Raw genomic sequence first — 19,841 nt, forward strand, 5'->3', positions numbered from 1 at the left:
CTCGGAAAAAGGACAGGGATCGGGTGATGAACGCCACGGGCAATGACGGGATCGGGTCGGAAGGCGGGGCGCATCGCCCCCGTTGCGCCATGGTGCTCGCGGCGGGTTTGGGCAATCGCATGCGGCCGCTCACCGCGACGGTGCCGAAGCCGCTCATCCCCGTTGCCGGCCGGACCCTGATCGACCGGGCTTATGACAAGCTGGTTCCTGCCGGGGTCGAGACGATCGTGGTCAACGTGCATTATCTCGCCGACATGGTCGACGCGCATGTGCGGACCTGGCCGGCTCCCACGAAGGTGCTGGTGTCCGACGAGCGCGACGGGTTGCTTGAAACCGGTGGCGGGATTGTCCGGGCATTGCCGCTGATCGGCGAGGACCCCTTCTACCTGCTCAACTCGGACAGCACCTGGATCGAGGGGGTGACGCCCAATCTCGAGCATCTTGCCCGGACCTGGGATCCTCGGCGCATGGATGCGCTGCTGCTTCTGTCGGAACTCGTCGGCGCGGTCGGCTACGACGGAAAAGGCGACTTCACGATGGATCCGGAGGGACGGCTGGAGCGGCGCGGCGAGCGCGTGGTCGCACCTTTCGCCTATGCCGGGGCAGCGATATTGCATCCGCGGCTTTTTGAAGAGGCGCCGGCGGGGGCCTTTTCCCTCAATCTTCTCTTCGATGTGGCGATCGGGCGGGGCACGCTCTACGGTGCGAAGATGGACGGCGTGTGGCTGCATGTCGGCACGCCGCAGGCGATCGAGGCAGCCGAACAGGCGATCCGCGACAGCGCCGCCTGACGCACCGGACGCCAAAGGGGAGGCATATGACAGCTCGGCGTCGCGACGGCGTTTACACGATCCCGCCGTCGGTTCCCTTCCTGCCCGCGCTTGTCGAGGCGCTGTTCGACGGGCGGCTGGTTGAAGGGTTCGACCCGGCTTCCGACCCTCTGGCCCTTGCGGACGTGACGCTCTATCTGCCGACCCGGCGTGCTGCCCGTGCCGTTGTGCCGTTGATCCGCGACCGTCTTGGCGGAGTGGCGAGCCTGATGCCTTCGATCCGGCCTCTCGGCGACGTGGAGGAGGATCTGCAGCTTCTCGCCGGCGGTCCGTCTCTGGAAGGACTGCCCCAGGCGATTTCCGGGATGGAGCGGCTTTTCGCCATGACGCGCCTGGTCGGCGCCTGGGAAGGAGCGATGCGCCGGGAAGTGCTGGACCTCCCGGAGGGAGCGGTTTTGCGCGCTCCTGCGTCCGCAGCCGATGCGGCCTGGCTTGCCGGCGACCTTGTCGCGCTGATGGACGAGATGGAGACGGAGGAAGTCTCCTGGCAGGGGCTTGCCACCCTTGTTCCCGAAGACCACGCCCGCTACTGGCAGATCACCCTCGACTTTCTCAAGATCGCGATGGAGCACTGGCCGGCCTATCTCGGCGAACGTGGTGCGATGGACCCGAAGGCCCGGCGGTCGGCGCTGATCCGCCGCGAAGCCGGCCGGCTGCGCGATGCGCCTCCACGCGGTCCGGTGATTGCCGCAGGGGCGACGGGCTCGATTCCCGCCACGGCGGAACTGCTGGCCACGATCTCGCAACTGGAAAAAGGTGCGGTCGTGCTGCCCGGCTTCGACCGGGAGATGGACGAACGGTCCTGGGCGGCGCTGGTTGGTGCCGAAGAAGCAAGGGGCAGCCCCAGTCATCCGCAATACGGCATGGCCAGGCTTGTCGGAACGCTTGGGGTCGAGCGGGGTGCCGTTCTCGCCCTGGCGTGCCCCGACAAAGCCGAGGACGTGCTGCGGGACCGGCTTGTCGCCGAAGCGTTGCGCCCGGCCGAGACGACGGATGCATGGCCTGACGTGGCGGGGGCGGTCTCCCGCGAGGCGGTCGAGGCGGCTTTCGCCGGTGTGGATCTGGTTGTTGCGCGCAACGAGGCGGACGAGGCACTGGCGGTGGCAACCTGTCTGCGGAAGGCCGTCGAGGACGGAAGAACGGCGGCTCTGGTGACGCCTGATCGGACGCTTGCCCGACGGGTAGCGGTTGAACTCACCAGGTGGGGACTTCAGGCCGACGACAGCGCGGGGCGGCCGCTTGACCAGACGGCCCCCGGCGTTCTGGCGCGCCTGGCCTCTTCGCTGGCGCTCGACGGCCTGGAGCCGGTGGCCTTGCTGGCCTTGCTGAAACATCCGCTCGCACGACTTGGTTTGCCGGCAAAAAATATTCGCGCGGCAGCGCGTGCACTCGAACGTGCCGTGCTGCGCGGACCCAGGGGGCGGGCCGGAACGGCGGGCCTGCGCGAGGCAGTTGCCGCGGCGCGCGGGCTGGCCGAAGGCCGCGAGCCGCGACGCATGCCTCGATGGCAAGCTCTGCATGACGACGACTGGGACGATATCGCCGATCTCGTCGACCGGCTGGCGGATGCGCTCGCTCCGCTGGAGCGTCACACCGGCATGCGCGACCTGGTCGATGTCTCTGTTCTGGTCGCCGACCTCGAGGAGGTGCTTCGCCGTCTTGCCTGCGACGAGGAGGGCGACAGCAGCGAACTCTATTCCGGGGAAGCAGGAGAGGGATTGGCCGCCGCGTTTAGCGAAATGCTGGCTGCGACGCCGGCCGGCCTTCAGGTGCCTCCGGTGGACTGGCCTGCCGTCTTCGTCGCGCTTGTTTCCGGGATCAATATCCGGCGGCGCCTGCCTGGCGATCCGCGGATCGCGATATTCGGTCCGATGGAGGCCCGCCTGCAAGCCTTCGACACGGTGATCCTGGGGGCACTCAACGAGGGCAGCTGGCCGCAATCGACACGCAACGATCCCTGGCTCAACCGGCCGATGAAAGGCGGGCTGGGACTGGACCCGCCCGAGCGGCGCATCGGTGCGGCGGCGCATGACTTCACCCAGGCTCTGGGCGCGCGCCACGTGGTGCTTTCGCGGGCCGAACGTTCGGGCGGCGCGCCAACGGTCGCCTCGCGCTGGCTGCTGCGCCTGACCACGCTCATCGGGCGCGAGGTGTCCGCCGGGATGCGCGCGCGCGGTGTCGCGCTGTTGGCGCTTGCCAACCAGATCGACCGGGTCGCCGGCGAACCGGAGCCCGCGCCGCGTCCGCAGCCCTCGCCGCCGGTTGCCGCGCGTCCGCGCCGGATCTCGGTCACCGAGGTCGAGACGCTGATCCGTGATCCGTATGCACTCTACGCCCGCAAGATCCTGGTGCTCGATCCGGTGGAGCCGGTCGGCGGCGATCCGGGCGCTGCGGAAAAGGGAACCCTGATCCACGATTGTCTTGCCGAGTTTCTCGGCGGCTGGAGCGGTCCTCTCGACGACACGGCGCTGGTGCGGCTCATCGAGATCGGCCGCGGGCGCTTTGCCTCGCTCGACGCCTTTCCGGCGGTACGCGCGGTGTGGTGGCTGCGGTTCGAGCGCATCGCCGAAGCGTTCATTCGCCACGAGCAGGGAGTGTCCGCGAATATTGCAGGGCGCCACCTGGAAATCGGCGGAGCGCTCGACCTTGATCTCTCGCCAGGGGGTGTCGTGACGCTTTCGGCGCGGGCCGACCGCATCGACCTCTTGAAGGACGGCACGCTCGTCGTCATCGACTACAAGACGGGCCAGGCCCCGAGCGACAAGGAGGTCGCCTCGCTTCTCGCGCCGCAGCTGCCGCTTGAAGCGGCCATGATCGCCGGCGGTGCGTTCACCGGCATCGACCGGCAGGCACCGGTTTCGGACATTGCCTATCTGCGCCTTTCCGGCGGTCGGCCGCCGCTCGAATGGAAGCCGCGCGCGCCGAAAGAGCAGTCGGTCGAGGAACTTGCAACCGAGGCGCTGGCGCGCACGCGAATTCTATTTGCCGGCTATGAAAATCCGGAAAAGGGATATCTTTCGAGGGCGCGAGTGCGGAAAGAGTCCGAGCTCGGCGGCAGCTACGATCACCTCGCGCGGGTGCGGGAATGGTCGCTTGACGGGAGTGGCGAGGAATGAGCGGCTTCGAGATCCCGCTCGCCACCAGGGAGCGTCAGGCGCTTGCCGCCGATCCTGCGCGTTCGGCCTGGGTCAGCGCTAATGCCGGTTCCGGCAAGACATTCGTGCTGGCCAGGCGTGTCATTCGCCTGCTGCTCTCGGGAACCGCGCCGTCCCGCATCCTCTGCCTGACCTTCACCAAGGCCGCTGCATCCGAAATGGCCAACCGTGTGTACGAGACGCTCGGTGCCTGGACGGGATTGGACGACGAGGCGCTGTCCGCCGAAATCAAGGATGTCGAGGGGCGTCGCCCCGACCCCGCCCGTCTGGCGCGGGCGCGCCACCTGTTCGCCACCGCGCTTGAAACCCCGGGCGGGCTGAAGATCCAGACGATCCACGCGTTCTGCGAGGCTCTGCTGCATCAGTTCCCGCTGGAGGCCAATGTCGCCGGCCACTTCCAGGTGCTCGACGATCGCCAGTCGGCGGAACTTCTGGCAAGCGCACGGGCCCGGGTCCTGACAACCGCCGAACGCGCGCTCGACAGCGGCCTTGGCCGGGCGCTTGTCTTTCTGGTCGCCGAGATGCCGGACAAGACCGTGGAGGCGGCGCTCTCGGAGCTCGTGTCGCGCCGCGACGCGCTGCGGCGCTGGCTGCGCGAGGCGGGGTCCGTGGACGCGGCCCTTGCCGGCTTGCGCGAGGTGTTCGGCCTTGACGCCGACGAGACGCTCGAGGACCTCGACCGGCAGCTTCGCGATGGTGCGCTGATCGATGCAGGCGAGATGCTCGCCTTCGCCGAGGCGCTGGCGACCGGCGGGGCCAACGATATCAAGCGGGCCGACCGTCTGCGGGAGGCTGCTGCCGCCAGAAATCTCGAGGACTGGCGGGCGGCGTGGATCGCGGTGTTCCTGACCCAGAAGCTGGAGCCGGCCAAGTCGCTCGCCGGAAAGGCCGTGGTTGAAGCGTTTCCCGCCGTGGTCGAGCGGCTTCAGGCCGAGCAGGAGCGGCTTGTCGCGTTGCTGGAGCGCCGCCACGCCGCCTATGCGCTCGCGGGAACCGAGGCTGCCCTTCGGCTGGCCGATGCGATGCTCGATGCCTATGAAGCGGAAAAGACCCGCCGCGGCCTGATGGACTTCGAGGACCTGATCGTGCGCACGGCCAATTTGCTGTCGCGGGCCGATGCCGCGCTTTGGGTCCAGTACAAGCTGGACCAGGGGCTGGACCACATCCTGGTCGACGAGGCGCAGGACACGAGCCCTCATCAATGGCAGGTGGTGCGGGCGCTGGCCGAGGAGTTTTTCGCAGGCGCCTCCGCCAGCAGCAAGACGCGAACGCTGTTCGCGGTCGGGGACGAAAAGCAGTCGATCTACTCGTTTCAGGGTGCCGTGCCGGCCTACTTCGCCGAAATGCGCCATTATTTCGAAAATCGTGCGCGGGTCTCGCAAAGGGATTTCTCGCGTGTCGAACTGACACTTTCCTTCCGCTCCCGGCCCGATGTCCTTTCCGCGGTCGACACGGTCTTCGCCGATCCGGATGTCCATCAGGGCCTGTCGCAGGAGCTTGTTGCGCCGGTGCACGAGGCGGTGCGGCGCAACGATCCCGGCATGGTGGAGATCTGGGCGCCGGAAGCGCCGGTTGCGAACGAGATGCCGGACGACTGGACAGCTCCCGTCGACCACATTGCCGCCGACAGTCCGATGCCCAGGCTCGCGAAACGTCTCGCCTCGACGATACGGGCGTGGTGGCAGCGCGGCGAGGCGAGCCCCGAAGACGTTCTGGTGCTGGTGCGCAAGCGCGGCCCGTTCGTCGATGCCCTGACCCGGGCCCTCAAGCAGGCGGGCGTGCCGGTTGCCGGCAGCGACCGCCTTGTGCTCAACGAGCATATCGCCATCGAGGACCTGATCGCGCTCGGCCGGTTCCTGCTCTTGCCCGAGGATGACCTGTCGCTGGCCTGTGTCCTCAAGAGCCCGCTTTTCGGGTTGGGCGAGGATGAGTTGTTCCACCTTGCCCGTCCGGACGGGGAGGCTCTGCGCTCGGGCACCTTGTGGCAGTCCCTGCGCCGGCTGGCCGGGCATGAACCTGCCCTTGAGGCTGTGCGCGCCCGGATCGAGACGTGGCGGTCGCGTGCGGACTTCATGCCGCCTTTCGAATTCTTCTCGCGCCTTCTCGGGGCCGATGGCGGGCGGCGGGCGTTCCGTCGCCGGCTGGGCACGGAAGTGGATGATGTTCTTGACGAGTTCCTGGCGCTGACACTTGCCTTCGAACAGACCGGAACGCCCGGCCTCGAAGGGTTCCTTGCATGGTTTGCGGCGGCCCCGACGCAGGTAAAGCGGGAGCTGAACAATGCCCGTGGCGTCGTCCGGATCATGACCGTGCATGGCGCCAAGGGGCTGGAGGCTCCGCTTGTCATCCTGGTTGATGGTGGCAACGCCCCCGTCAGCGCCCATCACGATCCGGTTTTCCTGGAGCGCCCCCTGTCGAAGGACGGCACGCGCCCCTCGGCACTTGTCTGGAACCCGGTCAAGATTGAACGGACCGGGTGGCACGACACGGCATTGGCCTCCCTGCGAACCTCCGCGGAGGAGGAGTACCGACGGCTTCTTTATGTCGCGATGACCCGCGCCCGGGACCGGCTGGTGGTCTGTGGATGGACGCCGGCGAAGGGCAGCCAGGATGACGGATGCTGGCAGGCCCTGATCACGCGCGGCCTCGACCCTGGCGCGCGCGATGGCGAGACGGCGACCGGAGAGCCTTGCCGCATCTGGCAGCGCCCGGGCGTGGAGACGCCGCCGCCGCTGCTGGGGCAGGCAAGTGCCGGCGTGGAAGATGCGGATGCAGGGGAGGCGCCGGCCTGGCTTACGCAGCCGGTGCGTCCGCTGCCCCGTCCGCGCCGGTTGCGACCCTCCTCGGCCTTCGACGAGATGGAGGCGAAGGAAGGACCCGCGGAGGTTCCCGCCCTCGACCGGCTGGCGGAGGTTCGCGCAGCGCCCGATTTTGCGTTGGAACGCGGACGCCACTTGCACCGCCTGCTGCAGACGCTGCCCGATCTCGACCCGGGCGCCCGCCGTCAGGCGGCCGCGCGCTATCTGGAGATGGCCCTTTCGCCGGAGTTCGGGAGCCAGGCGGAGGCGATCGCCGATGAGGCCCTGTCTGTCCTCGACGACCCGCGTTTCGCCCGCATCTTCTCCGCGGATGCGCGCGCCGAAGTGCCCGTCGTCGGGCGGGTTCGCGCTGCGGACGGCAGCGAGATCGACGTGTCGGGCCAGATCGACCGGCTCTGTGTCGATGCCCAAACCGTGCTGATCGTGGACTTCAAGACCGATCGGAGGGTTCCGGACAACGCGGGCGCGATAGGGGAGGCCTATCTGGTGCAGCTTGCCGTCTACCGGGTGCTTCTGGGGCAGATTTTTCCCGGCCGCGAGATCCGGGCCGCGTTGGTTTATACGGCCGGGCCACGGCTGGTCGAGATCCCGGCGGAAGAACTCGATGCGGTGGCAACCGGTCTCGCGCCGGAGTGACGCAACGCTTGCTTGACGCGGAGGGGTCGCCTTCCTACGTTCGGGTCAACGCAAGGATGCACCGCATCCTCGATCTGGAAAGGGCATGAAATGGCCACCGCAGTCGTGACTGATGAAAGCTTCGAGAGCGACGTCCTCAAGGCGTCGGGCACCGTTGTCGTCGATTTCTGGGCCGAATGGTGCGGCCCGTGCAAGATGATCGCACCCGCCCTCGAGGAAATCTCCGAAGAGATGGGCGATCAGGTGAAGATCACCAAGCTCAACATCGACGAGAACCAGAACATTGCCATGAAATACGGTGTGCGGTCGATTCCGACCCTCATCATGTTCAAGGATGGCGAGCCGATTGCCACGCAGATCGGTGCCGCTCCCAAGAACAAGCTCGCGGACTGGATCAAGACCGCGTCCTGAGCCTGCTCGCACGGACGACAGTACGACATTGGCGAATCGCGTGAGTTGTGTGCTGCCCATTTCGGCTGTGTGCGATTCGCGCGATCCTTGCTTGAGTGTGGCAGGTCGTGCACAACAGCGCTCCGGTCCCGACCTGGGACCGGATTGCGGGAAAGACTGAAAGCGCCGGAAAGACGATGAACGAAACCAACAACGAACCCGACGTCAATCCCGAGACGGCTGCCCAGGAAGCGGGCGCGGCCGATGCGCCCGCGCATGAGCGGCGGGACGGGGATCCGACGGAAGCCCTGCTTGCCGAGAATGCGGATCTCAAGGATCGGGTGCTTCGCACCATGGCGGAGATGGAAAACCTTCGACGCCGCACGGAAAAGGACGTTCGCGACGCCCGCCAGTATGCGGCATCGGGATTCGCGCGGGACATGCTGGCGGTCAGCGACAACCTGCGCCGCGCCCTTGAGGCCGTATCCGAGGAGACGCGGGCGGCCGCCGACGATGCCATGCGGTCTCTGATCGAGGGCGTCGAGATGACCGAGCGGGAGATGCTCAACCAGCTCGAGAAGAACGGCGTCAAGCGGATCGATCCGGCTGGAGAGAAGTTCGACCCGAACTTCCACCAGGCGATGTTCGAGGTCCCGAACACCGAGGTGCCGAACAACACGGTCGTGCAGGTCATGCAGGCCGGCTACGTGATCGGCGAAAGGGTTCTGCGACCGGCCCTGGTTGGTGTTTCAAAGGGCGGCCCCAAGGAGCGTCGTGCGGAAGACGCGCCAGGTGCGGCGCCCGAACCCGGCTCGACCGTCGACCGGACCGCCTGACGACGGTTCTGGTCGGAACCGAACGCAAGCGCCGGCCTCTGGCCGGCGTTTTTGCTTGCAGGAAAGGTCCTGCGCATGCCTGCTTGTCGTGCGCGAGGTCCGTAACGCCCATGGAACTCATCCGTCACACCGCCGCTAGGATTGGCATCCGGTTATGATCATGATGCTCCAGATTCTGGATTTTCTCGGCGTGGCGGTCTTCGCGATAACAGGGGCGATCGTCGCCTCCCGGCTTCGCCTCGACATCCTGGCCTTCGTGTTCTTTTCCGTTTTCACCGGCGTCGGCGGGGGAACGTTGCGCGACCTCCTGCTGGATGCTCCGGTCTTCTGGGTCGAGAACCAGGTCTATCTGGTCGTCTGCATCGCCATCGGAGGGGCGATGTGGTTCCTGACACCTTTCGTGGAAAAGCTGAGCAAGCCGCTGCGCTGGGCTGATGCCCTCGGTCTTGCAGCCTATTCCGTGATGGGGGCAGCCAAGACGTTGAGCCTTGGTCATCCATCGATTGTCGCGGTTCTCATGGGCGTCGCCACGGCGACCTTCGGCGGTATCATACGCGATACCATCGCCGGGCAGCCGTCGGCGCTGCTCAAGCCGGAAATCTACCTGACATCCGCCTTTGCCGGGGCCGGGGTCTATGTGGCCCTCTGGGCACTGGGAACGCCCGCATGGCCGGCGGCACTGGGCGGGGTCTGTGCGGCCCTGCTGCTGCGCGGGGGAGCGATCATGTGGGGGTGGTGCCTGCCGCCCTATCGTCCGTCGGAAGGCTGATGCCCGGTCGGTGACCCGAAGGGCGCTGTTCCGGGAAGCCGGGGCACGGGCGACATTGATGCCGGTCTTCCGATCCTGCAACGTCCTGCCCGGCAGGGACCGCGAATGCACCGGTTTGCCTGGAGCCCGGTACGGCCTGTCGTCAGGCGGCCGACCGTTGACCGGGAGCGGCGAGCGCGGTTCCGGTCTTCCTGGGTTGCTGCTGCGACTTCAGCTTGTCGGCTTCCTGGTGCCAGCGATTGGCTTCGCGGCGCTTGACCCGGGCTTCCTTGCGCCACTTGCCCTGGGCTGCCCAGGACGCGACGCCTCCGACAAAGACGCCGAAGGCAACGGCGGCGAACAGGAACCAGAACATCGGTGCCTGGAGGCTGACGGCCGGCTCGGCGGACGAGAACGGATCGAGCGACAGACGCACGTCATGCCTGTTGGCCACCGCCAGTGCGATCAGAACCAGTGCGATCGGCAACAAGACAAGGTTCTTTAGAAAGCGTGTCAAAGGAAGTCTCCCGTCCGGGCGTCAGGAAGCCGGCATCGCGCGCCACCTTTCCGCCGGTCAACCGGTGTTGTTACGGTCTCGCCGTGCCGGCGCGGCAGGTCCGCGCCGAGCTTCTTGTGTCAGTCCTCGGATCCGTCGCCGTCGTTGAGCCGCTCGCGCATCTCCTTCCCCGTCTTGAAGAAGGGCACGTATTTCTCGTCAACATCGACCTTCTGCCCGGTCCGGGGATTGCGCCCGGTTCGTGCAGGACGGTTCTTGACCGAAAACGCGCCGAAGCCGCGCAACTCGACACGGTTGCCGCTTCTCAGGGCATCGGTGACCTCGTCGAGAATGGCATTGACGATGTTTTCGACGTCACGCTGGTAGAGATGCGGATTTTGTTCGGCAATCCGCTGCACCAGTTCCGACTTGATCATTCGTGTCTCCCTGTCCGGTCGAGACCTTCCGTCGCGTTTTGAGCGTGCCAAACGGATACGGCACCGTCAAGCGCAACCCCTTCGGGCACAAAGCTATTGGCGCCCTTGACGGTATCGATGATACCGTCGGCGAGGCCGCTGCCGATCCATTTGGCGATCCGCGCGGGGAAGGGCAGGCCGTCCAGCTCCCCGTTGCTCGACCAGTTGACGACCGGCAGGTCGGGGCTTATGTCCCGTTCCTTTTCGAGCCAGGCGATGCTTGCCTCCTCGCCGCCGAGCGCGTCCACAAGTCCGAGCCGCCGGGCCGCCTCGCCCGAATAGATGCCGCCCTGGGCCACGCCGCGAACAGCCTGGTCGTCCATCTTGCGGCGTTCCGCCACAAGCGCGACGAACCATTCATAGCTGTCGTCGATCACCGCCTGCAAGTTGTCGCGCACGGCCTGGGGCGGTTCGGAATGGAAGTTCGGCTCGGCTTTCAGCGGGCCGGAGCGCACGACATCGACCTTCACGCCGATCGTGTCGAGAAGGCCGCCGATATTCCCGTACTGGATATAGACGCCGATCGAACCGGTGAGCGAGGTGTGGCGCGCGACGATATGGTCGGCGGCAATGGCCGTCATGTAGCCGGCCGAGGCGCCGAGCGTGCCGATCTGGGCAACCACGGGCTTCTTCTCGGCAAGCTCCCGCAAGGCCTGGTAGAGCGCCTCGCCACCGACCGTGGAGCCGCCGGGCGAGTTGATGTCGACGATCACCGCCGCGACGCGGTCGTTCTTGGCCAACTGCCGGATCATCTTCAGCCTGGCGCGGTCGTCGATGATGACGCCGCTGACGCCAACCCGGGCGATGTGCACCGATCGTTTCGACAGGGGTCCGAAACCGCCAGCCCAGGCAATGCCGCCGACGATCGCGATCGCGGCCACAAGGAAGGCGGCGATGCGCCAGAACACGACCTTTCGGCGCAGTCGCCGTCGGTCAACTATCGCATCCGCATCGAAGGACATGGACAAAGCCTTTCCGTCTCGTCGCTCGGGTGCCTATCGCTACATTGGCGGGACAGGAATGAAAAGCCCGACTTTCCACCGAAATGCGTTTGGGTGAACCCCGTGTGCGTTGCCTGCCGTAGCGGCATCTGCGACTTACTCTCCATCGACCGCGGGGGGCGGACGGGAAAACGCAAGACGGAGGTGGCGCCAGGATGTCGCAGTTCACGCTTTCCACACTCGACGGGGCGAAGGCGGAGGGACGCCGCTTTGCCATGCTGACCGCCTATGATGCGTCGTTCGCCCAGGTTGCGGCCCGGTCGGGGATCGAGACGCTTCTGGTCGGCGACAGCCTCGGCATGGTTGCGCAGGGGCACGGATCCACGCTTCCCGTGACGATGGCCGACATGGTTTACCATACGGCCTGCGTCGCACGGGGCATCGAAAGCTGTGAGCAACACCCCCTTCTGGTCGCGGACCTTCCCTTCGCGGCCGCCAATACGCCTGTCGATGCGGCCGCGAATGCCGCTCGGCTGATGCAGGCCGGGGCGAACGCGATCAAGATCGAGGGCGGAGCGTGGCTCGCGGAGACCGTGCGCCATCTGAGCGAGCGTGGCATACCGGTTTGCGCCCATCTCGGGCTGACGCCCCAGAGCGCGGACATGCTCGGCGGATATAGGCTCCAGGGGCGTGATGAGGCAGCGGCGGCGCGCATCCGCGCGGACGCGGCGCTGTTGGAAGAAGCCGGCGCCCGCCTTCTTCTGCTCGAATGCGTGCCGAGCGGCCTTGGCGAAGCGGTAACGCAGGCCGCCCGTGTGCCCGTGATCGGGATTGGCGCGGGTCCGGCAACCGATGCACAGGTCCTGGTCATGCATGACATGCTCGGCGTCACGAGTGGCCGGAAGGCGCGTTTCGTGAAGGACTATCTTGCCGGGCGCGGCTGTATCGCGGATGCCTTCCGCGCCTTCGCCGAGGAGGTGCGGAGTGGTGTCTATCCGGCGCCGGAGCATTGCTACGGCGCCTGACGCTGGTTCTTTCGCGCCCCCGCGCGCCGTTGCCGGTCCCTTCAACGCCGGACCTTGTCGTGTCATGCTCGCCGGCGGGTCAGGGAGGTCGGACGATGAGCGTCAGGATCGTGCAACTGGGGAGTGGCCGCAAGGCCGGTGAGGGGCCGCGTATCGGGACGGTGCGCCGCCCGCCGCGCGGGGTTCGCAAGCAGGACCATGCCACAGGCGACTGGTACGACAGCTGGCTGCCGGAACTGTCCCCGAGCCCCGACCTTGTGGCTGCCGCCAGGGCCGCCGGCACGGACGCCGACTGGCAGGCCTTCGTCAAGGCGTTCCGCAGGGAAATGACGGCAGCGACCCCGGCGCGCCTGCTGGACATGCTGGCGCTCATGTCCCGCTCGGCGAATTTTTCACTGGGCTGCTATTGCGAGGACGAGAACCGCTGTCATCGCTCGGTCCTGCGGGCGCTGCTTGCCGAGCGCGGGGCCGACATCGAATGACACCGGTTCCGGCGCGCGTTTGACCCTGCCTGACACGGGGCGGGGGCAGAGGCGGAAAGAGCCGCCGTGACACCAAGGCGACCCGTCAAACGAAAAGACCCCGGCCTTGCGGCCGGGGTCTCGTTTTCAGCACCGGCAAATGGCCTGATCAGTCGTCGGTGTCGCGGGCCTTGAGGGCTGCGCCGAGAATGTCGCCAAGCGACGCGCCGGAGTCCGACGAACCGTACTGCGCGACAGCTTCCTTCTCCTCGGCGATTTCCAGCGCCTTGATGGAGACCGAAACGCGACGGGTCTTCTTGTCGAACTGCGTGATGCGGGCGTCGAACTTCTCGCCGACCGAGAAGCGCTCGGGGCGCTGTTCGGCGCGATCGCGCGACAGGTCGGCACGACGGACGAAGGTGGTGATGTCGGAGTCGATGATCTTCGCCTCCAGGCCACCGTCCTTCACCTCGGTCACTTCGCAGGTGATGATGGCACCCTTGCGCAATTCGCCGGCGGCCGCAGTGTCGAACGGATCGCCGCCGAGCTGCTTGATGCCGAGCGAAATCCGCTCCTTGTCCATGTCGACGTCGAGCACGATGGCGCGAACCATGTCGCCCTTCTTGTACTCTTCGATGACCTGCTCGCCCGGACGGTTCCAGTCGAGGTCGGAAAGGTGGACCATGCCGTCGACGTCGCCGTCGAGACCGATGAACAGGCCGAACTCGGTCTTGTTCTTGACCTCGCCCTCGACCTCGGTGTTGACCGGGAACTTGTCGGCGAAGGCCTCCCACGGGTTCTGAAGCGTCTGCTTCAGGCCGAGCGAGATGCGGCGCTTGACCGGATCGACTTCCAGGATCATCACCTCAACCTCTTGCGAGGTTGCGACGATCTTGCCCGGATGGACGTTCTTCTTGGTCCAGGACATCTCGGAAACGTGGATCAGGCCTTCGATGCCCGGCTCCAGTTCCACGAACGCGCCGTAGTCGGTGATGTTGGTCACGCGGCCGGTGAACTTGGCGTCGACCGGGTACTTGGCCTCGATGCCGTCCCACGGATCGGCTTCGAGCTGCTTCATGCCCAGCGAGATGCGGTGCGTGTCCTGGTTGACCCGGATGATCTGCACCTTGACGGTCTGGCCGATCGACAGGACCTCGCTCGGATGGTTGATGCGGCGCCACGCGATGTCGGTGACGTGCAGCAGGCCATCGATGCCGCCGAGGTCGACGAACGCACCGTAGTCGGTGATGTTCTTGACCACGCCTTCCATGACCTGGCCTTCCTCGAGGCTCTGGACCAGCTCCGAACGCTGTTCGGCGCGGGTTTCCTCGAGCACGACACGGCGCGACACGACGATGTTGCCGCGGCGCTTGTCCATCTTCAGGATCTGGAACGGCTGCGGGGTGTGCATCAGCGGGGCGACATCGCGCACCGGGCGGATGTCGACCTGCGAGCGCGGCAGGAACGCCACGGCGCCGTCGAGATCGACCGTGAAGCCGCCCTTGACCTGGTTGAAGATCTGGCCCGTGACCTTCTCGTTCGCCTCGAAGGCGACTTCCAGACGGATCCAGCTTTCTTCGCGGCGCGCCTTGTCGCGCGACAGCACGGCCTCGCCGAGCGCGTTCTCGACGCGCTCCAGATAGACCTCGACCTTGTCGCCGACGGACACGCCGGCATCGTCGCCGTCGCGGCCCTTGACGCCGAATTCCTTGAGCGCGACGCGGCCTTCGACCTTGAGGCCGACGTCGATCACCGCGAGATCCTTCTCGATGGCGATGACGGTGCCGGTGATCACGGAGCCTTCATAGTGCTCCTGCTCCTCGAAGCTCTGCTCGAGAAGGGCGGCGAACTCGTCGCGTGTGGGATTCAAACTGTTCATCGAAACTCCTGGCAGCCAAACATGGCTCGTCGCCGGCGGGTTTGTGTTGCTCCTGGCGATTTCCCCTTCCGGCACCGTCGCTCTGGACGATGCATCCGCATGGCTCCCCGTGTCCGCATCTTGCGGAAAGTCGAGGCGTCCGGCGGGCCGGCGAGGCGAACGGTGAAACCGCACTCTCGAAATAGTTGCCAAGGTCGTCGGGCGTCCGGTTAGGGACCGGGCCGCGCCTGCGATCGTCCCGGCCGCCGCTCGGAAGCGGGAAGCCGTTATCGGCCACGGAAAAAAACGCCGAAATCGTGTCCGCTACTCCGCGTACACGCTATCGACGATATCCACAGCCGCCTTGAACGCCGTTTCTATATCCATTTCCGATGTGTCGAGCAAGTGCGCATCGTCGGCGGCCTTCAACGGGGCGACGGTCCGGTTGGCATCGCGCTGGTCCCGGCGCTCCAGATCGGCAAGGACCTTGTCGAAATCGGCCGGCTTGCCTTTTGCCTCGAGCTCCGTGGTCCGACGTTTTGCGCGTTCCCGGGCGCTCGCCGTGGCGAACAGTTTCACATCGGCATCGGGACACACGACGGTGCCGATGTCGCGGCCGTCGAGAACGGCGCCGGGGGGCTCCATCGCGAAGCGGCGCTGCAGCTGGACGAGCTCCTCGCGAAGGCCCGGAAGGACGGCGATGCGCGAGGCCGCCTCGCCGATCTCGTGGGCCGAGAGCACGTCGCGATCGAGCCGGGAAAGATCCAGGTTGCGGGCCGTCGCCACCGCCACCGCCTCGTCGCCAAGCGGCAGGCCGCGCGCCAGCAGGGCGGCGGCCACCGCCCGGTAGGTCAGACCGGTGTCGAGATGATGCAGCCCGTAATGCGCCGCCAGCCGGCGGGCAAGGGTCCCCTTGCCGGACGCGGCCGGCCCGTCGATGGCGATGATCATGCCGCCTTCTCCCCGGCCGGGGAGAGGTCGCCGCCAAGTTCGCGGATCAGTTGCTGGAAGGTCGGGAAGCTGGTGGCGATCACCGCGCCGTCGTCAACGGTCACCGGTGCGTCGGCCGCGAGGCCGAGAACAAGGAAACTCATGGCGATGCGGTGATCGAGATGGGTGGCGACCGTGCCCCCGCCGATCGCGCCGCGCCGCCCGTGCACGACGAGGCTCGTCTCGCCTTCCTCGCATTCGATGCGGTTGGCCCGCAGCCCGGCCGCGACGGCGGCCAGGCGATCGGACTCCTTCACGCGCAGTTCCTCCAGCCCGAGCATCGTCGTTGCCCCTTCCGCGAAGGCGGCGGCAACGGCCAGGACAGGATATTCGTCGATCATCGAGGGCGCGCGTTCCGCCGGCACGGTGATGCCCTTCAGCGCCGAATGGCGGACGCGGATGTCGCCGAGTTTCTCCCCGCCCGTCTCGCGGATGTTGTCGATGACGAGGTCGGCTCCCATTTCCTGCAGGGTGGTCAGCAGGCCGGTCCGGTGCTCGTTGAGAAGCACGTCGGCGACCGTCACGTCGGAACCCGGTGTGATCAGCGCGGCGACGATCGGGAACGCGGCGGAAGAGGGGTCTGCCGGCACCGTGATGTCCTGCGGTTGCAATTCACCCTGTCCCGTGACGGTGATGATGCGGCCGCCCGAGCCGTCGGCCTCGACGCTGATCGCCGCGCCGAAGCCCAGCAGCATGCGTTCGGTATGGTCGCGCGTGGGGATCGGCTCGATCACCGTCGTCTGTCCGGGCGCGTTGAGGCCGGCCAGAAGGACCGCCGACTTTACCTGGGCAGAGGGCACCGGCACCCGGTAGGTGATCGGCGCCGCGGTGCCGGGACCGCGCACGGACAGCGGCAGCCGGTCGCCGGACCGCGCGATGATGCGGGCGCCCATCTGGCGCAGCGGTTCGAGGACGCGGCCCATCGGCCGGCGCGACAGCGATGCATCGCCCGTGAAGGTGGTCGCGATCGGATGGGTTCCGGCAAGGCCGAGCGCAAGCCGGACGCCGGTGCCGGCGTTTCCGTAGTCGATCACGGTCTCGGGCTCGACAAGACTGCCGAGCCCGGCGCCATCGACCGTCCACACGCCGAGCGGGTTCCGGTCGATCCGCGCCCCGAATGCACGCATAGCGGCCGCGGTGTTCAGGACATCTTCCGATTCCAGCAGGCCGGTCACGGTGGTGCGGCCGACCGCCAGGGCGCCCAGCATCAGCGAGCGGTGCGAAATGGACTTGTCGCCGGGCACGGTAACCCGGCCTTTCAGCGCGCTGCCTGAACGCGCCACCATCGGCGCGACAGAAGTGGGATGGGACATGTTGCGATCCGGAGCTTGCAGGCCAAGTCTTGCAGGCCAGTGTTGCGTTGCATCTCGTATCATGCTGGAACCGATACGTCACCGTGGCGGTTTCCCGGCCGGACGCCGCTGTCGGACCGGCTCCCGGCGAGCTTTTGGGAAAAGGTAACAAAGCGTTTGACGAAGCAGGCCGGATTAGGCTTTGACATGACGTCGGGCAGCCTATATGCGAACGGCCGATTATCGAAAAAGACAAGGGTTGGAACCGTGGCGAAACCCGAACTTGGCACCAAGCGGCTGTGCGGCGGCTGCGGCGCGAAATACTACGACCTCAATCGCGACCCGATCACATGCCCGAAATGCGGCACCGTGTTCGTCCTGTCCCAGGCGATGCGCGTGAAGGCTGCTGCAAAGGCGGCTGCGATCGAGGAAGACGAGGACGACGACGTCGAGCCCGAGGATGACGGCGCGGAGCTGGTCAGCCTCGAGGAAGCCGACGCTGAAACCGAAGGCGATGCCGCGGTTTCGGTCGACACCGACGACGAGGAGGAGGAACTCGAAGACGATGATTCGGTCGACGACGTCTTCATCGACGATGAGGACGAGGAAGACGACGACGTTCCCGGCATCGTGGTCGAGCGGGACGACGAGGACACGGATCGCTGAGGTACCGCCGCCGCGCGTCGCTGCGTCGGCGATTGTCCACAGTCTTCGCCGCCTTCGGCGAGAGATGTTTGAACGGGCGGATTATTCCGCTTGACTTGAAGGGCGGAAGACGTATTTTCCGCCCGCATCGGCACGGCAGTCCCAAACGCTGCGCCGCGATTTTCTGAAAGCATGACAGCCTCTTCCAAGGAGTGCTTGAAGGGCTTTCGGAGAAGACCTGGAAGACGGGGCCATAGCTCAGTTGGGAGAGCGCTTGAATGGCATTCAAGAGGTCAGGGGTTCGATTCCCCTTGGCTCCACCAGTCTTCCTCACATGTTTTGTCTCCTGAAAACTTGAATGTCAAAGCGGCCGGGCGGTTCGTCAGCCGCTGCCGCGCTGGCAGGCGCGATGCCCCGCGAAGACCAGTCGCAGCACGGCGCGGCGGTCCTCCGGACGGGGCGAATGCCGGAGATTGCAAGGGTTTGCGATGAAGGCGAAGGCGGTTCGATACGTTTCCGCGAACCACGCCTGCAGCTTTCCGGTCGACGCGGCCTTTTCGCTCAACGCGGCCTTGTGTTCGTGCACCTCTCCCCGTCAACGATCAGTGCCGTACCGCAATCCGTGATGCCATCGCGACGTTCGTCGATCGTCGCTGACGAGCCATGACCACCGCGCCGGGTGTGTTTCCCGTTATCGTCTCCTGATTGCGAGCATCGATCGTCCAGCTGCCACGAGCATCAGGACGTCAGCTCCGTAGGGATATTTTCGCCTTTGAACGCAGCGCGACGACACGCTACAGTTGTTTCTTGCAAGAGGAGCAATTCAATGCGTCCAGGGCACTCAACCGACTACCTCCATATTCTGGTGGTGAAAGTCGTTCGGGCGTGCAACCTCCGCTGCAAGTACTGTTATTATATCAACGACGATACTCGTGACTATGGATCGTCGATGTCTGTCGAGACGGTCACGGCCTTGTACGAACGTTACCGTGATTACCTCTCGGCGCAGGGTCGGCAGGGAGCGATCGTCTGGCATGGCGGCGAGCCACTCATGCTGGGTCATGCGCGCTTCGCCAGGATCATGGACTTGCAGCAAGAGACCGGTCTGGCTCCGTTCATTCACAACAGGCTGCAAACCAACGCGCTGTTGATCGATGATGCCTGGATCGATTTTCTGCGCCGCTACGATATCGGCATCGGCGTGAGCATCGACACGGACCAGGTGTCCCATGACGCCAACAGGGTGACGCCCAAAGGCGAAGGAACCTACGCCGAGACCGTGGCTGCGCTGATGAGGCTCCGCCAGGCGGGGATCGGAACGGGCGTTCTGAGCGTCGCCGCCGGTGCGGCCGACGGCCGGCATGCGATCTCGTCGCTGCGGGCGCTCGGTGTTTCGAGCGCCGACATTCTTTTGCCGATGACGAACAATGCAAGGCAGAAGAACGCTGACACTGCAATCGACCTGGAAGACTTGCCCGACTTTCTGGTCGACGCCTTTCGCGAATGGGTGAGGGGCGATGACCCGTCGATGCGCATCCGGCTTTTTTCCTCGATGATCCTGCAAGCACTCGGTCGCCGCACCACGTTCCTTGGAACCGGCGGTGCGGACATGAGTTCCCTGGCTGTTGTCGAAACGGACGGCTCCCTCTGCATGGATACCGAATACAGCCAGTTGGAGCGCTTCCGGATCTCTGGGGGCTACAGCACCGGTCTCAATGTAAACGACGACGATTTCACGTTCGATCGCGCCGAGACGTTGATCAAGGCATTCGTATCGGACGTTGGCGGCGATCGGCTGCCGAGCGGCTGCCGGAACTGCCAGGTCGCTGCGTTGTGCGGTGGCGGGCATCCCGGATCACGATACGATGATGCGGACGACTCCCACGATCATCCAAGTGCTCACTGTAAAGCGTTGTATAAACTCGGCTGCGAGACGTTATCCTATTTGAGAGATCCACAGCCTTACATCTGAGAAGGAAATTCTGATGAGTGAATCTTCTGGAAAGACGGTCAAGGTCAAGTTTGAAGTCGAAATCGAGGGTGTGAACGAAGAGCTTCACGGCCGCCTTATGGCGGTTCACGAGGCCGGCGACCTGACGAACATGGTCAAGAGCATTCTCAACGAGGCCGATGACGATTCCTATACAAAGGTCATCTGGGGTCAGTGGCAGCAGTTCGGCTAGGATCAAGCGCCGCGGACACGCACAGCGTCATGTTGTTGTGAACATCTGCAGCGGAACGAC

General features: G+C 65.8%; 17 protein-coding genes and 1 tRNA gene. 12 read left to right on the forward strand and 6 right to left on the reverse strand.

The window, feature by feature from the left end:
• Window positions 1-26: 26 nt before the first annotated feature.
• From ACQY46_RS05525 to ACQY46_RS05550, 6 genes are all read left to right on the forward strand, one after another.
• On the forward strand, window positions 27-791 hold the full coding sequence (locus ACQY46_RS05525) for a nucleotidyltransferase family protein (protein ID WP_428699279.1): 765 nt from the start codon (window positions 27-29) through the stop codon (window positions 789-791).
• Between the two features lie 26 nt (window positions 792-817).
• Window positions 818-3,946 (forward strand): double-strand break repair protein AddB, encoded by a 3,129-nt coding sequence (addB, locus tag ACQY46_RS05530; RefSeq protein WP_428699280.1) that lies wholly within the window; start codon window positions 818-820, stop codon window positions 3,944-3,946.
• Window positions 3,943-7,440 carry a double-strand break repair helicase AddA gene (gene addA / locus ACQY46_RS05535; RefSeq protein ID WP_428699281.1) on the forward strand — a complete coding sequence of 1,166 codons (3,498 nt, stop codon included), beginning with the start codon at window positions 3,943-3,945 and terminating at the stop codon, window positions 7,438-7,440. Before addB ends, addA begins: the two co-directional genes overlap by 4 nt.
• Before the next feature lie 90 nt (window positions 7,441-7,530).
• Window positions 7,531-7,851, forward strand: a complete 321-nt coding sequence (gene trxA, locus ACQY46_RS05540) for a thioredoxin (RefSeq protein ID WP_428699282.1) — start codon at window positions 7,531-7,533, stop codon at window positions 7,849-7,851.
• A 176-nt stretch (window positions 7,852-8,027) separates the two neighbouring features.
• Window positions 8,028-8,666 (forward strand): nucleotide exchange factor GrpE, encoded by a 639-nt coding sequence (gene grpE / locus ACQY46_RS05545; protein WP_428699283.1) that lies wholly within the window; start codon window positions 8,028-8,030, stop codon window positions 8,664-8,666.
• Window positions 8,667-8,826: 160 nt separating this feature from the next.
• Window positions 8,827-9,435, forward strand: coding sequence for a trimeric intracellular cation channel family protein (locus ACQY46_RS05550; RefSeq protein WP_428699284.1), 609 nt, complete (start codon window positions 8,827-8,829; stop codon window positions 9,433-9,435).
• Between the two features lie 142 nt (window positions 9,436-9,577).
• Here ACQY46_RS05550 and ACQY46_RS05555 read toward each other — a convergent pair whose 3' ends face one another.
• The 3 genes from ACQY46_RS05555 to sppA form a co-directional block, all read right to left on the reverse strand.
• Window positions 9,578-9,931, reverse strand: coding sequence for a LapA family protein (locus ACQY46_RS05555; protein WP_428699285.1), 354 nt, complete (start codon window positions 9,929-9,931; stop codon window positions 9,578-9,580).
• Window positions 9,932-10,050: 119 nt separating this feature from the next.
• Window positions 10,051-10,347 carry an integration host factor subunit beta gene (locus ACQY46_RS05560; RefSeq protein ID WP_428699286.1) on the reverse strand — a complete coding sequence of 99 codons (297 nt, stop codon included), beginning with the start codon at window positions 10,345-10,347 and terminating at the stop codon, window positions 10,051-10,053.
• Window positions 10,344-11,348 (reverse strand): signal peptide peptidase SppA, encoded by a 1,005-nt coding sequence (gene sppA / locus ACQY46_RS05565; RefSeq protein WP_428699287.1) that lies wholly within the window; start codon window positions 11,346-11,348, stop codon window positions 10,344-10,346. Before sppA ends, ACQY46_RS05560 begins: the two co-directional genes overlap by 4 nt.
• Before the next feature lie 194 nt (window positions 11,349-11,542).
• Between sppA and panB the strand changes: the two genes are divergently transcribed.
• Window positions 11,543-12,352: a 3-methyl-2-oxobutanoate hydroxymethyltransferase gene (gene panB / locus ACQY46_RS05570; RefSeq protein WP_428699288.1), complete on the forward strand. Its 810-nt coding sequence runs from the start codon at window positions 11,543-11,545 to the stop codon at window positions 12,350-12,352.
• 95 nt (window positions 12,353-12,447) lie between these two features.
• Window positions 12,448-12,834 (forward strand): DUF488 domain-containing protein, encoded by a 387-nt coding sequence (locus ACQY46_RS05575; RefSeq protein WP_428699289.1) that lies wholly within the window; start codon window positions 12,448-12,450, stop codon window positions 12,832-12,834.
• A 148-nt stretch (window positions 12,835-12,982) separates the two neighbouring features.
• Here the strand turns inward: ACQY46_RS05575 and rpsA are convergent, their stop codons facing one another.
• The 3 genes from rpsA to aroA form a co-directional block, all read right to left on the reverse strand.
• Window positions 12,983-14,692, reverse strand: a complete 1,710-nt coding sequence (rpsA, locus tag ACQY46_RS05580) for a 30S ribosomal protein S1 (RefSeq protein ID WP_428699290.1) — start codon at window positions 14,690-14,692, stop codon at window positions 12,983-12,985.
• A gap of 303 nt (window positions 14,693-14,995) precedes the next feature.
• A complete protein-coding gene (gene cmk, locus ACQY46_RS05585; RefSeq protein ID WP_428699291.1) occupies window positions 14,996-15,622 on the reverse strand; it encodes a (d)CMP kinase in 627 nt (208 codons plus the stop codon).
• Complete coding sequence (gene aroA, locus ACQY46_RS05590) at window positions 15,619-16,974, reverse strand: 3-phosphoshikimate 1-carboxyvinyltransferase (RefSeq protein WP_428699292.1); 1,356 nt, start codon at window positions 16,972-16,974, stop codon at window positions 15,619-15,621. Before aroA ends, cmk begins: the two co-directional genes overlap by 4 nt.
• Window positions 16,975-17,220: 246 nt before the next feature.
• On the opposite strand from aroA, the gene ACQY46_RS05595 reads away from it, so the two are divergent.
• The 4 genes from ACQY46_RS05595 (at window position 17,221) to ACQY46_RS05610 (ending at window position 19,781) form a co-directional block, all read left to right on the forward strand.
• The gene (locus ACQY46_RS05595) at window positions 17,221-17,619 is read left to right on the forward strand and encodes a TIGR02300 family protein (RefSeq protein ID WP_428699293.1); all 399 of its coding nucleotides are present in this window, start codon (window positions 17,221-17,223) and stop codon (window positions 17,617-17,619) included.
• A gap of 226 nt (window positions 17,620-17,845) precedes the next feature.
• Window positions 17,846-17,921: transfer RNA gene (locus tag ACQY46_RS05600), tRNA-Ala, on the forward strand.
• 503 nt (window positions 17,922-18,424) lie between these two features.
• On the forward strand, window positions 18,425-19,570 hold the full coding sequence (locus tag ACQY46_RS05605) for a radical SAM protein (protein WP_428699294.1): 1,146 nt from the start codon (window positions 18,425-18,427) through the stop codon (window positions 19,568-19,570).
• A gap of 13 nt (window positions 19,571-19,583) precedes the next feature.
• Complete coding sequence (locus ACQY46_RS05610; protein ID WP_428699295.1) at window positions 19,584-19,781, forward strand: hypothetical protein; 198 nt, start codon at window positions 19,584-19,586, stop codon at window positions 19,779-19,781.
• Window positions 19,782-19,841: the final 60 nt, after the last annotated feature.

Source organism: Stappia sp., assembly GCF_965276915.1.
Taxonomy (GTDB): domain Bacteria; phylum Pseudomonadota; class Alphaproteobacteria; order Rhizobiales; family Stappiaceae; genus Stappia.